11 protein-coding genes and 2 pseudogenes are annotated in these 15,858 nt (G+C 36.1%); 3 read left to right on the forward strand and 10 right to left on the reverse strand.

Features of this window, described 5'->3' with window-relative positions:
* Positions 1–61: 61 nt before the first annotated feature.
* Positions 62–472 carry an ACT domain-containing protein gene (locus tag I2490_RS00155; RefSeq protein ID WP_206457769.1) on the reverse strand — a complete coding sequence of 137 codons (411 nt, stop codon included), beginning with the start codon at positions 470–472 and terminating at the stop codon, positions 62–64.
* Complete coding sequence (locus I2490_RS00160; RefSeq protein WP_206457770.1) at positions 472–1,773, reverse strand: phenylacetate--CoA ligase family protein; 1,302 nt, start codon at positions 1,771–1,773, stop codon at positions 472–474. Before I2490_RS00160 ends, I2490_RS00155 begins: the two co-directional genes overlap by 1 nt.
* Before the next feature lie 298 nt (positions 1,774–2,071).
* Here I2490_RS00160 and I2490_RS00165 point away from each other — a divergent pair, with 298 nt between their 5' ends.
* The 3 genes and pseudogenes from I2490_RS00165 to I2490_RS00175 all read left to right on the forward strand — a co-directional run bounded on the left by I2490_RS00165 (position 2,072) and on the right by I2490_RS00175 (position 5,683).
* A complete protein-coding gene (locus I2490_RS00165) occupies positions 2,072–3,265 on the forward strand; it encodes a pyridoxal phosphate-dependent aminotransferase (protein ID WP_206457771.1) in 1,194 nt (397 codons plus the stop codon).
* 180 nt (positions 3,266–3,445) lie between these two features.
* Positions 3,446–4,808: pseudogene (locus I2490_RS00170) on the forward strand (IS1182 family transposase).
* Positions 4,809–4,991: 183 nt separating this feature from the next.
* Positions 4,992–5,683 (forward strand): annotated as a pseudogene (locus I2490_RS00175) (YoaK family protein).
* Positions 5,684–5,824: 141 nt separating this feature from the next.
* Here the strand turns inward: I2490_RS00175 and I2490_RS00180 are convergent.
* The 8 genes from I2490_RS00180 to I2490_RS00215 form a co-directional block, all read right to left on the reverse strand.
* The gene (locus tag I2490_RS00180; protein ID WP_206457772.1) at positions 5,825–6,238 is read right to left on the reverse strand and encodes a PspC domain-containing protein; all 414 of its coding nucleotides are present in this window, start codon (positions 6,236–6,238) and stop codon (positions 5,825–5,827) included.
* Between the two features lie 108 nt (positions 6,239–6,346).
* Positions 6,347–6,856, reverse strand: a complete 510-nt coding sequence (locus I2490_RS00185) for a hypothetical protein (RefSeq protein ID WP_206457773.1) — start codon at positions 6,854–6,856, stop codon at positions 6,347–6,349.
* The gene (locus tag I2490_RS00190) at positions 6,857–7,240 is read right to left on the reverse strand and encodes a hypothetical protein (protein ID WP_206457774.1); all 384 of its coding nucleotides are present in this window, start codon (positions 7,238–7,240) and stop codon (positions 6,857–6,859) included. It abuts the gene before it with no gap.
* The gene (locus I2490_RS00195) at positions 7,237–7,731 is read right to left on the reverse strand and encodes a DUF4860 domain-containing protein (RefSeq protein ID WP_206457775.1); all 495 of its coding nucleotides are present in this window, start codon (positions 7,729–7,731) and stop codon (positions 7,237–7,239) included. The genes I2490_RS00190 and I2490_RS00195 overlap by 4 nt, the downstream gene beginning before the upstream one ends.
* An 11-nt stretch (positions 7,732–7,742) precedes the next feature.
* Positions 7,743–8,030, reverse strand: coding sequence for a hypothetical protein (locus I2490_RS00200; RefSeq protein ID WP_206457776.1), 288 nt, complete (start codon positions 8,028–8,030; stop codon positions 7,743–7,745).
* Between the two features lie 8 nt (positions 8,031–8,038).
* Positions 8,039–9,067 carry a type II secretion system F family protein gene (locus I2490_RS00205; protein WP_206457777.1) on the reverse strand — a complete coding sequence of 343 codons (1,029 nt, stop codon included), beginning with the start codon at positions 9,065–9,067 and terminating at the stop codon, positions 8,039–8,041.
* A gap of 98 nt (positions 9,068–9,165) precedes the next feature.
* Entirely contained in the window at positions 9,166–10,164 is a 999-nt protein-coding gene (locus tag I2490_RS00210; RefSeq protein WP_245157030.1) for a transglutaminase-like domain-containing protein, read from the reverse strand.
* Positions 10,165–10,339: 175 nt separating this feature from the next.
* A complete protein-coding gene (locus I2490_RS00215) occupies positions 10,340–15,835 on the reverse strand; it encodes an InlB B-repeat-containing protein (protein ID WP_206457778.1) in 5,496 nt (1,831 codons plus the stop codon).
* Positions 15,836–15,858 lie beyond the last annotated feature (23 nt).

Here is a 15,858-nt window from a genome sequence, read left to right on the forward strand (position 1 = left end):
TCTAACGATATATTTCCTGCCAGACAAAAAAGGAGCCACTGATTACGTAGCTCCCTTTACTTTATTGTATTACCTTAATACCTCGTTCTATTAAAATCTTAGCAGCCTTTTCCATATGATCTGTCTTTAAGACAATATAAGGCAGCTCCCTCATCCGCATTACATATGAGTAAATATAATCAATATTAATATCATTGTCGCTCAAAATCTGAAAAATTTCATCTAAGCTGCCTGGTTTATCCTCAGGCTCAACGGCTAATACATCGCTGATTTTTGCAACAATTCCTTCCTTTGTTAATATAGATACGGTTTCCTCCGGATTGTCTACAACCAAACGGAGTATTCCAAACTCAGTTGTATCAAAAACAGAAATGGCACGAATATCAATATTGTTTTTCACTAAAATAGAAGTTAATTTCGCCAAAGACCCTTTTACATTTGGGATAAAAATAGAAATTTGTTTTACCAACATTATTTAGCCCCCCTCATATCAATTACTCTTTGAGCTTTTCCTTCAAATCTTGCTAAACTTCTAGGCTCAAGTAAAGTAACCTTTGCATCAATACCCAATACCGTTCGAAGTCTTCCTTTAATTGTGTTGCGCAATGCTTCCAAAAGTGAAAAGGAATCTAACAGATTTGCATCAATTAACTCAACATCCACTTCAATTTTATCTAAGTATCCCTTTTTAAATACTTTAATCTGGTAATGCGGTCCAATGCCTTCCGTGTTAAGAAGAACTTCCTCAATTTGTGACGGGAATACATTTACGCCTCCCAAAATCAACATATCGTCACTTCTTCCCTGAATCTTTGACATACGAACTGTCGTTCTGCCACATTCACATTTTTCATAATGCAAGGAAGTAATGTCTTTTGTTCTGTAACGAATAATCGGGAGTGCTTCCTTTGTAATCGTCGTTATAACAAGCTCTCCCACTTCACCTTCACCAAGTACTTTACCAGTCTTTGGATCAATGATTTCCGGCAAGAAATGATCCTCATTGATATGCATTCCGCAAAGCGCTTCACATTCTCCAGAAACACCAGGTCCGATGAGCTCACTCATGCCGTAGTTTTCTGTAGCAAACAGTCCCCAGCTATCAATCAGTTCATTTCGCATTGCTTCGGTTGAACCTTCCCCACCAAACAAACCAAATTTTAAATTCAAATCCGTTTTAGGATCAACACCCATTTCTCGTGCGATTTCAGCCATATGAAGTGCATAAGATGGTGTACTGATTAATGTTGTGGTACGAAAATCCTTCATTATCATAATTTGCTTTTTCGTATTTCCGCTTGACATTGGAATGACCGAAGCACCAATACGTTCAAGTCCCTGTTGTAATCCAAGCGCACCTGTAAAAAGTCCATAGCCAAAAGAAATTTGAGCCGTATCTTTGTTTGTAACGCCTGCCATGCTTACCATACGAGCAACGCATTCAGACCATGTATCCATGTCGTTGCGTGTATATCCGACTACTGTCGGTTTTCCCGTAGTTCCGGATGATGCGTGAAAACGGACAATTTCTTCTTGCGGAGAAGAAAAAAGACCAAACGGGTAGTTATCCCGAAAATCTTGCTTTACCGTCATTGGCAGTTTGGATACGTCTTCTAACGTTTTAATATCACCGGGTTCAACACCGGCTTCCTGAAATGCCTTTTTATAAAAAGGTACATTATTATATACACGTGGAACGGTTTTCTTCAACCGTTCCAATTGAATCTTTCGAAATGCTTCCCTATCCAGGGTTTCCATATTACTCCATATCATTTTCCTACTTACCTCCTGTGCTACAACTATTGATAAAAAAAAGAGCCGTACCTATAGCAAAATAGAAGTACCGCTGTACAAAATCCTTACTTTTTTCTATCCTACTAATCTACATAACTACAAAAGTAGTTTATCATAGCTCGTTTTCTTTTTCAAGAGGTAAAAGTACAAAAAATTTTATACTTTTTTGCATTACGGGGTTTCAAGAAATGTTATTTCTTGTTATACTAATCACAGTGGATATTTGCGTAAAAAACGCCAAATACAAAATGTAAATAGGAAAGTTGAGGTATTTCGCATGAAATTTTCAAGCAAGATCAAACAATGTAATCTTTCCCCGATTCGTAAATTCTACCCATATACAGTAGAAGCAAAGAAAAAGGGCAAAAAAATCTATCAGTTAAACATCGGACAGCCTGACATTAAAACGCCAGAAGCATTCTTTGAAGCTGTTAAAAACTTCAATGCTCCTGTTCTTGCATATGCCCCATCCCCTGGTATTCCTGAAATGGTTCAGGCCATTCAGAAATATTATAAGGGAATTGGCATTGACTATGCTGAAAGTGATATTGTTGTTACAACAGGCGGTAGCGAAGCGCTACAGATTGTTTTAAACTGTATCCTTGACAATGGAGATGAAATCATCATTCCAGAACCTTTCTATCCAAACTACAATACCTTTGTAAAAACAACTGGTGCTACCATTCGTCCTTTAACTACTTCGGTTGAAGAAGGTTACCGTTATGCCGTAAGAGAAAAGATTGAAGCTTGCATCAATGAAAATACAAGAGCCATTATGTTTACTAACCCAGGAAACCCAACCGGTGTTGTTCTAACACAGGAAGAAATGCGTTTGATTGCTGATATCGCAAAAGAACATGATTTGTTTGTGATTGGTGATGAAGTATACAGAGAATTCGTATACGGCGGTGAAAAACTTGCTTCCATGGGACACTTTGAAGATATTCAGGACAATGTAATTATCATCGACTCTGTTTCCAAGAGATTTAGTGCTTGTGGTGCAAGAATTGGTACTGTTATTACAAGAAATAAGGAATTACAGCAGCATATTATGAAATTCTGTCAGGCAAGACTTTCCGTACCAACTTTAGATCAGGTAGCTTCTGCAGCACTTTACAGTGTACCAGCAAACTATTTTGATGAAGTAAGAGAAGAGTACAAAAAAAGAAGAGACACCATTTATGCAAAGCTTTCTCAAATTGATGGCGTTGTATGCAAAGAACCTCAGGGTGCTTTCTATGTAATGGCTAAGCTTCCGGTTGAAGATGCTGAAGACTTCCTAGTTTGGCTGTTAACCGAATTTGACGACAACGGCGAAACAGTAATGTTTGCTCCTGGCGGTGGTTTCTATGCAACTCCAGACTGCGGCAAAAATGAAGTTCGACTTGCTTATGTATTAAACCAAAAAGATCTTGAAAGAGCAATGGATCTTCTTGCTATAGGAATTAAGAAATACAACGAAACTCATTAATTCAAAAAATTAGCATACCGTATTAAATGATGAAAAAAGAGCTGTTCTTATTATAGGACAGCTCCCAGACTGTAGACAAGGATATCTCTATCTTTGCCTACAGTTTTTTTTACATAATGTAATACATTTTATTGTATTTATGGTAAAATATATGTATAAATACATGGAGGTATTTGCTTTATGATGGGTAAGAAAGATTTATTAGGTCGTGATCAATTTCAAATGGTAACCTTGAATTCTCTTGTTCCACAAGATCATATTATTCGTAAGATAGATACTGCGATTAATCTCTCTTTCATTTATGACCTTGTAAAAGATTTGTATTCTGATGTGGGAAAAGAAAGCATCGATCCTGTTGTCTTAATTAAAATTACCCTCATTCAATATACCTTTGGTATTCGATCCATGAGACAGACCATTAAAGAAATTCAAACGAATGTAGCTTATCGATGGTATCTTGGTTATAGTTTAGAGGAAGAAATTCCTCACTTTTCTACCTTTGGTAAAAACTACTCTCGTCGGTTTCAAAATACTGACTTATTCGAACAAATCTTTCAAAGAGTCATTGCTGAAATCATGGAATATGAATTCATTAATTCAGAAAGCATTTTCATTGACGGTACACATATTAAAGCAAGTGCAAATAACCATAACAGTGAAAAAGAAACCGTTTTGGAATCCGTTAAATACTATGAAAAAGAACTAATGAAAGAAATTAACGAAGATCGCATTGAACGAGGAAAACAAGCTTGTAAAAAAAACGGAAGCCAAAGAAAAGACAAAAGTAATCAAGAAAAGTACCGTAGATCCGGATTGCGGCGTATTTCATAAAGGAAAGCATAAGGTAGTATTTGCTTATGCTGCAAATGTAGCTTGCGATCGAAACAATTACATACTTGCTTTTCATACAAATCCAGGAAATGTACATGACTCAGTTGCATTCCCAAAGATTTATGAAAAAGTAAAAAGATATAAAGGTGTAAAAAATATTGTAATGGATTCCGGATATAAAACACCTGCAATTGCTAGAGAAATACTCAAAGATAAACGAATTCCTATCCTACCATACAAACGACCTATGACAAAAAATGGTTATTTTAAAAAACACGAATATGCTTATGATGAATACTATGATTGCTTTGTATGCCCAGAAAACCAAGTGTTAAACTATACTACAACAAATAGAGAAGGGTATCGGGAATATAAGAGTAAAGGAGAAATTTGCAAGAGTTGCCCTTCCTTATCAGAATGCACAGCAAGTAAAGACCATGTAAAAGTAGTCACACGTCATATATGGGAAAACTACATAGAGCAATGTGAGGACATTCGTCATACTCCAAAGTATCGAGATCTTTACAAACTACGGAGTCAAACCATTGAGCGAGTCTTTGCAGATGCAAAAGAAAAACATAATATGCGTTATACACAATATCGAGGGATTCAGAAGATAGAAATGGAACTGAATCTTCTTTTTGCGTCCATGAATCTAAAAAAACTAGCAACATGGATTCATAAATCTGAAAGAAGGAATCAAATGGCATAGAGATATCCTTTTATTTTTTCTTTTTTTAAAAGCTTTATAGAAAAAATAGAAAATACCTTGCAGAAATTATAAGAATATAAATTTAGCAAGGTATTTTGTCTACAGTCTGAGAGCTGTTCTTATTATAGGACAGCTCCTTTCACTTTTTATTCAATATTCTTTTCGTAAGGGGTTTTCTATAAAATGAAACATTCATATCCTATTTCCAATCAACCATCAGAATCTTTGATTCTAGGATTATTCCTAGCTTTTGTCGGGGGATTTCTTGATGCTTATACCTATGTTGCCCGAGATCATGTTTTTGCAAATGCGCAAACTGGAAATATTGTTCTTCTAGGCATCAATATAATGGAAAAAACTGGGTGAATATGATTTATTATCTGCTCCCAATTTTAGCTTTTATCCTTGGTGTTGTTATTGTTGAAATGATAAAAAATAAATATAAAAAACAAGAGAGTCTAATCCATTGGCGGCAAATTATCATAGCAATCGAAATTCTTTCTCTTTTTATCGTAGCATTCATTCCTATAGGTTCAAAAAATATGATAGCAAATGTAATCATTTCTTTTGTCTGCTCTATGCAGGTGGAAAGCTTTCGAACAATAAAAGGTAATTCCATTGCGACTACAATGTGTACTGGGAATCTAAGGAGTGCAACGGAAAAACTCTACAGTGGTTTGATATACAAAAAAAACGCTTCGATTGAAAAAAGTTTTCACTACTTCTTTGTTATTTTTTCATTTCTTTTGGGTGCAGTACTAGGAGCATCTATTACATCCCGTTTCGTTGAAAAAGCCGTTTTAGGTGCATGCATAATGCTTCTTTTTGTATTTATTATGATGTTCGCAAAGGAAAAACCAGCTTCTTCAAATTAATGCAAACCTTTTTTAATAAATAAAGTCTGATTTAATAAATAAAAAAGGGTTAGATCTCTTTATCTAACCCAATTAAACGAAGCAATTTACAAGTTTCATTTTAATATTTTCGTTTTTTCTCTAATAGCTTTTCCTAAGAATTTATTTTACTGCAATTACGCCAATCCCTATAAGAATTAAAGCTGCTGCTAAAAGTATTCTTCCATCAAAGAATGGCATGAATACCTTCAGGAGTAAATACACTCCTAAAAATACAAACACAATTCCAATGGCAATCTTCGAACTTTGCTTTCCTTTTTCAGTTGAAGCTGGCTTTTCTTTATACTCACCATTTTCATATGTCTGATTATAAGCTTCATTCAGTGGTTCACTTTGTCTTTCCGGAATCACAATTGCTGCGATTATATAGGCTAAAATACCGGCTCCTCCTATAAGAGTAAAAATAACGGCCAATAAGCGGACAATAACCGAATCCATCTCAAAATATTCGGCAATTCCTCCACACACACCCATTATTGCTCGATCTTTTGCTGACTTGTATAATCTCTTCTCCATAAAATATTCCTCCCTTTTCTGTTTACCAAATAATTATCCTGCTTTTCTATTTTTATGTCAACAGTTATAATTTCAAAATACGATAAAATAATACAAAAGATTATTTTATTATTCTTCACCATTCCAAACAGGTATGCTCTCGTCGATTTCATAATCCATTTTATTTTGCACTACCCATGATAGAACCTCATAGTTTTTAATTCCTTCTTGAATTTCATTGTAAGGCTTAATTTTTAAACAAACTATCATCAATTGTTCATCACTTATATCAATTTGATAAGATACTGTATTATCATCTTTATTATATGATACATCCAAGTTTTCTTCTAAGGATTTCCCTAAAAGTTCCTGATTCTTAATAATCGCAGAGTTTGAAAAAACTGAATCCATTATATATTCATTGATTTTCTTTGCCATTTCTTCTGCCAAGCTATCTGCTTCATAATATTGCTTTACATTAATCTTATTTTTTTGTGCCAGTTTCCAATCAGCCTTTGCACTTGACAACGCCAACACACTGAACACTACCAAGCAAAGTACTGTAAAAACCAATAAGAGTGAACTGATTCCAATCTGTATTGTCCCTCTCTTTACTTCATTCTTATTTTGCTTATTCATTTATTGTACCTCACCAGGAGTATATTTTTTTACCTTTAATTCATAAATGTCTTTTTTTTCTATATCACTTACTATAATTGTAGCTTCGAGCATTTGATTTTTTAATTGTTTTTTTACTTCAATATTGTATTCCTTTTCTTTTACTTGTGGATACACCAATGAACTTAGTTTATCATCAATTTCTTTATAATCGGAAGCCTTAATGCATTCTGCAGCACTTTCGCCAATTAAAATTGCATGATTGATCCTTTTACTCTCCTCACTCATTTGATTTGCTTCAACAAAAGCTTTTAAACAAATCGTTACGCAAATTGAGAAAAACAGAATCACTATAATAAACTCCATAAGAAATATTTGAGATTTTGAGTCACGATATTTCATCATTTTTGCCGACCTCCACTTCGAAGTGAAATCAAAATGGATTGTCCCTCTGATCCCTTAGTCTCTACACGTAATAAATCCTCTGAGATCATTTCAAAGAAAATTCCATCTGTCTTCATAATTTCAATGCCTGCATCTAAGGTCAATCCACTATCCACAGATGTAAATAGTTCTTTTACGGAACCATCTTGATAATAAATCAAGGTTTCATACTCTTGGTCATTATAAGTTTGCGATAGCTTCAATACAGAGATACCTTCCAGTGTCGTTATGGAAACAGAATCAAATCGATCTGACTGCTTGATTTGATTCGATATATATGCCAAAGGTGTTATCTGTTTAAAATTGTCTTCCATACGTTGACCTATATTTTCATAGACCTTTGCACCAAATAAAATAGTAAACAATGCACTGATCGCAAGGGCGAAAAACAACAACATAATAAACAAAAACTGTGCAGATTGCCCTTTTCCTCTTACATTTTTTCGTACCATCTCATTCACCCCTACCGCAAACTAACTGTGATATCAGGCATTAAATTAGAAGCAAAGCCTTCATAAAAAACTACATATTTTTCTCCATCAATTTGAATGCCATAATTATCTACCAAATATTCCACAGACGAAGGATACCTTCCTTCAATTGCATAGCACTGTACTGCTGCACGATGGATGGCACGGTCTAAAGTAAGTGCTCCTTCTTCTACTGATTTATTCGAAATTTCATTAAATGCAAATAAAAAAATTATAATTACACAAATAAATCCCAGTATGGGTACAATATATTGTTTCATATTTTCACCTAACCTATCGTTGCCATAATTCCAACTAGCGGCATCATAACAGCAAGTAAAATCATTCCAACTATTAAACCCAAAACTGCGACCATTGTCGGTTCAAAACGAGCAATCATATTTTCTACTGCTGTATCAACCTCATCCTCGTATTTTTGCGACATCTTAAATAATGCTTGGTCCAATTTACCCGATTGACTTCCAACCTTAATCATTTGTAAATCGATACCGCCAAAAAGCTCAGCTGTTTTCAATGCATCATATAGCAATTCACCTTTTTGAATTTCATTTTTGCATTCTTTCATCCTTTGTTGTATCTTTTTTTCATGAACGATGTCCTGTGCCATTTCAATTCCTTTTTCCACGCTTAATCCACTCTGAATGGAAATCGCTAAAATAGCAGATAAGCGTCGCTTTGATAAGAGATATGCAATCTTACTTCTTCCCTTTATATAATTTAATATTTGCTCTGTCCACTTTAGGTTGTGTCCTTTTTTCTTAAAAAAAAGTGCGGTTGCTATAAAAATTGCAAATATAAGACTTATTAAAAGGAGAACACCGCTAAACACACTTCCAATTTGCATTGCACTTTTTGTAATAGGAGAAAGCTGAGCCCCTAACTGTTGATAAACGCTTTCAAAAATCGGCATAACCTTTGTCAATAGAACAAAGAGTACCAAAAGAAGCATTACAATCATAATCATTGGATATGTAATTGCATTTTTTATTAATTTCGCCAACATATTTTCCTTTTCATAGTAGTCAGCCAAAGAATGCATGATTCCCTCAAGAGTTCCTGTTGCCTCTCCTACCTCGGCCATCTTTACTATATATACAGGAAATTCTTCTGTCTCTTGAAGGGCAACAGTAAACGGAACACCTTCTTCAATGCGCTTTGCCATATTGATCAACATTAGCTTTTCCTGCTCTGTACTTGCATCTTCTGCTAAAATGTTTAATCCGCCATCTAAAGATATACCTGCTTCTAATAAAAAAGACATCTGCATGCAAAATTCTGATAAATCTCTTGCTTTCATTTAACTCCTCCATTTAGCAAAAATATCTATTTATTTTAAAATATAATTTTAAAAAAGGACAGATATTACTACCTGCCCTTCCATGCTATTTTCATGGCTTAGTATATGTACTTCGCCTTATAATTACTTCCATTTCCAATATACTTCATAATGGATTCACTTCTCTTTCCGGAAGAAGCAAAAGTCGGATCCATCATCTGCCATTTGCTGCCGTCAAAGAAAATCATCCCATCAACCCATCCGGTTTCTTTGGTATACACGTTAATCCATGCATGGTATACATCCCCTGTATACCCGACCACCAATTTTGAAGGAATATTTTGAGATCGAAGCATTGCTGCCATAACCGAAGCATAATCAAAACAAATCCCTTTTTTAGAAGTCAATACCCGGTCCAAATTTGGTAAATAGCCGGATTGTACCGCATTCGCCTTTGCTTTATCATAAGTAAAAGTATCTACAACATAATTGTAAATCGTTTCTACCTTTTTCAAATCATCCGTAATCCCATTGGTTAATTCCAGACCTTTTGCAATGGTTGCACTTTCTGCTGTAAAATTAACATATTGATTTGGATATAAAAATGGTAAGAATTGATTTTCTAATTTCACCTGCAAACTTTGGCTAAATGCCTGAGAATACTTACTTGCGGATATATTCTCGAATAGTTTTATAGTGTAGCTCCCATTCCCCTCTGAAAGAGGAAATACCTCGTAAGTTGATCTTGCATTTAAATTATATGTGTAAGTTGTACCAGATGACTTTAAAATCTGTACTTTTATCTTAGAATTGGTTCCAGTGTATTTAACCATCACATATCCTTGGCTTACATTCGAAGCATCCACAATCACATTCTTGCCACTAAATGTCTTTTCACCAGAGGCTGTAGGAAGAAGTATCTGCAATTGCTCAGGTAGATTTGCAAGTGGCACCTCTTCATCTTGAATTGTAATCTCTTCTACCATCAAATCCATCTGATCTGCAGACGAAACCTCTTGTGAAGGAGTCTCTTGTTGATTGCAAGCAGTCAACAGCGGTACTACGAATAGTATTCCAATTATAGTATATGCTATCATTTTTTGTCTTAAATTTATCATAATCCTCACCAATTTCAAATCATTAAATAAGCCTATACTTATCTTTATTATATACCTATATTTACTAAAAATCAATTTATAGCATTCAAAATTCCCTTAACTAACTTAGATTTTTATTTTATGCAAAACAATAGCGGTAAGTTCATTCCAAACTTACCGCTGAATTGTTTTTATTTTATTTCCAAGTTTTATCTGGTAATACTTCCGTCCAAGTTTCCATATCTAACATACTAGCTCTTTCTGCATAGTTGTGGTTATTGGTCGCTTCGATTACTTCATAGTAATACCATGCACCCTTTTTATTATCCGGGAATACCTTGTATCCATCGATTAACCCTGCTTCATTGATTCTTCTTTCAAGAACTTTATTAATCAATGTCATTGCTTCTGCTCTTGTAATATATTGATCCGGTTTGAAGGAACCATCTTCGTAACCCTTAATCCAACCTTTTGTCGCAGCTGAATTAATATAAGATTTTGCCCAATGTCCTTCAACATCTGTGAACAGTTCTTTATCAACTTCTTCTAATGCATCAAACTTCGATGCAATGGTTGCAAATTCTCCTCTTGTAATGGATTTCCCTGCTCCAAAGGTTCCGTTATTATAACCTTTTATGATATCTCCGTTTGCCAGTGTTGCAATTGCATTTACTGACCAGCGATTGGAAGCTACATCTGTGAAGTTTTCTTCTGCTGTAAAGAACATATCTCTGGAAGTGTCCGTTAACAATCGATAGAAGATCATTGCAACTTCTTCTCTGGTAATGTTATTGTTTGGTCGAACATCACCTGCCGGATATCCTGCAACATAGTTGAAGTGATCCACTTTGTTCAGTTGAAGCATTCCAGCTAATGGAACTTCTTCATCCTCGATTGTTACTATTGGATCATCCTTTTTATGCTTTTTCTTTTTACTAAATGTACCCGTAATACTAACTTCATAATCTTCGTTTTCATCTATTACATAATATTCACCCTCGTAAGAGCTCAGTTCTGATAAATTCCAATTACTGAATCTATACCCGCTCTTTGTTGGATTTTCTCTTATTGTTATTTTTTCTTCCCAATGGTAGTATTCAGGATCTCCACTTTGTGCTCCATCTACATAGTAAGTTACCTTTATTAATTTTTCGAATACTGCTTTGTATGTGTTTCCTACATACATACCCTCTACCTGTTCAGGTATCAAGTTTGCATCATCGCTTACAAAACCCTCTTCATCATGCCAACCTACGAATTCATATCCAAGGTCTGCCGTGGCTGTTGATCCTGCTACAGTTCCAGTAACCCCTCCAATTGTTTCGCTTGGAAGGCTAACGCTTCCGCCTTCTTCTGCTATATAGTTGATAGTTACTAGATTTTCAGTAAACTTCGCAATATAAGTCTTTTCTATATTAAGATTATCTACTTTTTGTGGAACAAAACTTAATTCCGAACTTACTTTGTTAACACCATCAAACCATCCTAAAAAGCTGTACCCTGCATCCGCGCTTGCAGTTGATCCTTCTGCAACCCCGGTTGAAGCTCCTATAGTTTCACTACTTCTGTTTGCAGTTCCACCTGGTTCTGCTTCATATCGGATCGTTACATTATTTTCTTCGAACTTAGCTGTATAAATCTTTGCTTCATTTATATTATTTACCTTTTGTGGTATAAAAGCAAGATCTGAACTTACCTTCATATCACCGTCAAACCAACCTAAGAAGGTATAACCAGGTAATGTTTCTACTATAGTACCAGCTGGATTTCCGTTTACAACAAATACACTTTCCTGTGCTGCTCCTGTTAATCTCCCGCCAGTTTCAGCTTTATATTGAATCGTCACTTGATCTTCTGCAAAGTTTGCAGTATACGTTCCATCTGCCAGACTAGGTACCAATTCTAAATCTGTTCCTACTTCACTGCCCTCTGAATCCGTCCAATTCACAAAATGATAGTTTTCAAACGGTATTGCAGTGGAACCTTGAACCGATCCTCCTGCCAAGCCTACCGTCTCAGTATCGCTTGTTACGCTTCCATTTGCTCCGGCAACATAGTTAATGGTTACCATAGTTTCTGCAAACTTTGCGATATAAGTTTTTTCTACGTTTACATCATTTACTTTTTGCGGTGCAAAGGCTGCTTCATCACCTACTTTATTGCTTCCATCAAACCAACCAAGGAAATGATATCCATCATCTGGCGTTGCAGTTGATCCCTTTGCAATGCCAGTTACCACTCCTACCACTTCACTAGTTTCGTCAATGCTTCCGCCAGCTTCCGCCTCATAGGAAATCGTTACTTGATCTTCTGCAAAATTAGCCGTATAAGTTCCATCTGCCTTATCTGGTTTGATTGCAGCTTCCGTACTTGCTACATCTCCATCTGCATCCGTCCAGTTTACAAAGTGGTAATTGGTATCAGCTGTTGCAGTTGATCCTTGAACCTCTCCATTTACTACACCTACTGTTTCCGTTTCTCTTCCTACCTCACCATTTTCACCAGCAATGTAGTTAATGGTTACTGTATTTTCTTTAAATTTAGCAATATAACTATTGCTAATTCTCTCAGTCGGTTCAAATATTTCATTATCATCTATCTTGGTATCACCATCAAACCAACCTAAGAAAGTATAGCCATCGTTTGCAGTTGCAGTAGAACCCTTAATCTCTCCAGTTACTTCTCCAACGACTTCCATTGTTAAGCTTACCGTACCACCCTGCTCCGCTTCATATAAAATCGTTATTTCATTTTCTTTAAACTTAGCGGTATAGGTCTTTTCAATGTTTATGCCGTTTACTTTTTCTGGTTTAAAAGTAAAGTCTGGGCTTACCTTTGTATCACCATCAAACCAACCTAAGAAGGTATAGCCTGTATCTGCGGTCGCAGTAGAACCTTCTACAACTCCGGTTGAAGCCCCTATCGTCTCAAAACTCCTGTTTACGGTTCCGCCTAGCTCTGCTTCATACAGAATTGTTACTTCATGTTCTTCGAACTTAGCTGTATAAACCTTTGCTTCATTTACCCCATTTACCTTTTGTGGTATAAAATTGAGGTCTGGACTTACAATTATATCTCCATCAAACCAACCTAAGAAGGTATAACCAGGTAATGTCTCTACTGTAGTACCAGCTGGATCTCCGTTTACAACAAATACACTTTCCTGTGCTGCTCCTGTTAATCTCCCGCCAGTTTCAGCTTTATATTGAATCGTCACTTGATCTTCTGCAAAGTTTGCAGTATACGTTCCATCTGCCAGACTAGGTACCAATTCTAAATCTGTTCCTACTTCATTGCCCTCTGCATCCGTCCAGTTTACAAAATGATAGTTTTCAAACGGTGTTGCAGTTGATCCTTGAACCTCTCCATTTACTACACCAATTGTTTCTTTATCTTTTGTTACGCTTCCATTTGCTCCAGCAACATAGTTAATGGTTACCATAGTTTCTGCAAACTTTGCGGTATAAGTCTTTGCTTGGTTTACACCATCTACTTTTTCTGGTGCAAAGGCTGCATCATCACTTACTTTATTGCTTCCATCAAACCAACCAAGGAAATGATATCCATTATCTGGAGTTGCAGTTGATCCCTGTGCACTGCCATTTACCACTCCTATCACTTCACTAGTTTCATCGATGCTTCCACCAGCTCCTGCTTCATAGGAAATCGTTACTTGATCTTCTGCGAAATTAGCCGTATAAGTTCCATCTGCCTTATCTGGTTTGATTGCAGCTTCCGTACTTGCTACTTCTCCATCTGCATCCGTCCAGTTTACAAAGTGATAATTGGTATCAGCTGTTGCAGTTGATCCTTGAACCTCTCCATTTACTACACCTACTGTTTCCGTTTTTCTTCCTACCTCACCATTTTCACCAGCAATGTAGTTAATGGTTACTGTATTTTCTGCAAACTTAGCCGTGTAAGTTTTTGATACTTTATCAGTTGGTATAAAATGAGCATTGTCGCTTATTTTATCGCTTCCCTCAAACCATCCTAAGAAAGTATAGCCTGCATCTGATGTTGCAGTTGATCCTGTAAATGATTGGCTTGGTCGAATCGTTTCACTTGCATTGCTTACGCTTCCGCCAGTTTCAGCTATATAAGTTGCAGTAATATTTTTCGCATCAGCTGTAACATTTGGGTGACCAATTTCTTCCTTCGGAATCGTAACTCCTTCAACTCCGCCTACATCCGTATAGGTAACCCATACCGTTTCATTTGTATTGTACGTACCACCGGCTTCGAAATATTCTTGTTTTAATCGAATTTTAAATTTTAATGTCTGCACGTTTTCCGAAGTGTTACCGATATCCCACGTAATCGTTCCGTTCTCATAGTTCGCACCTTCATGTGAACCCTCAAATCCTACCCATTCAAACTCTTCCAAATTGACTTTATCCGTCATTACGGTGTTTCTGCCGGCAGGTGTTTTTTCAATTGCTCCTGCAATGGTATCTAAAACGTTTCCTAAATCCTTTTCCATGGAGTTTACATTTACGTTTTGATATAATTTCTCGCCATCTTTATTCGAAGAAAGTGCCTTTAATGCAGATGCATCGCCAGATAGACCAATTCCGATTGTATAAATAGTAGCACTATAATCTTCCTTCAAAGATTTTGCTTGATTTATACCATTCCAATTTAAATCATCTGCACTTTCTCCATACTTACCAGGAGCGCCATCAGACATCATAACCACATATAATGGTCTAGCTTTATTTCTTCCATTCAGAAATCCAATCGCAGTATTTAATGCTGAAGTATAATTTGTGCCACCACCAGCACTAAACTGATCAATGACACCATTAACAGTTTCTAAACTACTTGTAAATCCTTGTGAATGATTATTGCCCGAAGAGGAAGAGAAGCCAATTATCGCTAATCGATTATCTCCGCCAAGAACATTCGCAGCAAATTCCTTAGATGCAGCCTTTGCAAGCGTCATTCTGTCAGTATTATGAACCGTATTACACTGCCAATCCGCATCCGGCTTTGTATAGCCCAAATCTTCTCCACATTCAGCACAAGTATATTTTTCACTAGAGCACTTCCAGCCAGAAGGCGGCTCTTCTGCTCCTAATTCTGCGCCACACTTTGAACAAGTGTGTGATACAATGTTAGGGCATCCCCAAACAATAGCATCTACATACTCATCCCAATCAGTTGTTTCATAGCCACATTTATCACAAGTATAAGTGTCTATTCGATTTTCGCATTGCCAATTATCATCTGGCTCATTTTTCCCCAGTTTGCAATCGCAATCACTGCAAAAATATCGAATCTTTGTTGTGAAAAAACCTATGTCTTTTTTATAGTAAGTTTTACTTCCACACACCTTTTTATCTTTAGTAAAATCATCACATCCGCATTCATGTTCCTCATACTCTGTAGATTCGCATACTGCGGTATTATATTCTTTACTTTTACAAGTGTAATTTATTTTACCAAGCTTACCGCCCATACCGCCTGATTCATCTACAATGAGAATGATATCTGCACCATAATGAGTTTCCTTATCCTCGCCAGTAACAGTAAGCGTTACGGTTGCTTCTCCTGTCTCCGGATCAAACTCAGCACTTTTAGTTGCAACGACATCACCCTCAGACAAACTATCAGCAAATACATTTGCCGGAACTAACGTAAAAATCATCATTAACGTCAAAAGCCATGATAAGATTCTTTTATTTTTCATATCTCCCCTCCATTCTCTTGACT

This window comes from Anaerovorax sp. IOR16 (assembly GCF_017168145.1).
Taxonomy (GTDB): Bacteria; Bacillota; Clostridia; order Peptostreptococcales; family Anaerovoracaceae; genus IOR16.

Excerpts from the sequence above, each read along its gene's own strand:
- I2490_RS00205 (WP_206457777.1), bottom strand. The coding sequence starts at position 9,067 with ATGAAAGCAAGAGATTTATCAGAATTTTGCATGCAGATGTCTTTTTTA.
- I2490_RS00180 (WP_206457772.1), bottom strand. The coding sequence starts at position 6,238 with ATGGAGAAGAGATTATACAAGTCAGCAAAAGATCGAGCAATAATGGGT.
- I2490_RS00160 (WP_206457770.1), bottom strand. The coding sequence starts at position 1,773 with ATGATATGGAGTAATATGGAAACCCTGGATAGGGAAGCATTTCGAAAG.
- I2490_RS00215 (WP_206457778.1), bottom strand. The coding sequence starts at position 15,835 with ATGAAAAATAAAAGAATCTTATCATGGCTTTTGACGTTAATGATGATT.
- I2490_RS00200 (WP_206457776.1), bottom strand. The coding sequence starts at position 8,030 with ATGAAACAATATATTGTACCCATACTGGGATTTATTTGTGTAATTATA.
- I2490_RS00185 (WP_206457773.1), bottom strand. The coding sequence starts at position 6,856 with ATGAATAAGCAAAATAAGAATGAAGTAAAGAGAGGGACAATACAGATT.
- I2490_RS00165 (WP_206457771.1), top strand. The coding sequence starts at position 2,072 with ATGAAATTTTCAAGCAAGATCAAACAATGTAATCTTTCCCCGATTCGT.
- I2490_RS00190 (WP_206457774.1), bottom strand. The coding sequence starts at position 7,240 with ATGATGAAATATCGTGACTCAAAATCTCAAATATTTCTTATGGAGTTT.
- I2490_RS00155 (WP_206457769.1), bottom strand. The coding sequence starts at position 472 with ATGTTGGTAAAACAAATTTCTATTTTTATCCCAAATGTAAAAGGGTCT.
- I2490_RS00195 (WP_206457775.1), bottom strand. The coding sequence starts at position 7,731 with ATGGTACGAAAAAATGTAAGAGGAAAAGGGCAATCTGCACAGTTTTTG.
- I2490_RS00210 (WP_245157030.1), bottom strand. The coding sequence starts at position 10,164 with ATGATAAATTTAAGACAAAAAATGATAGCATATACTATAATTGGAATA.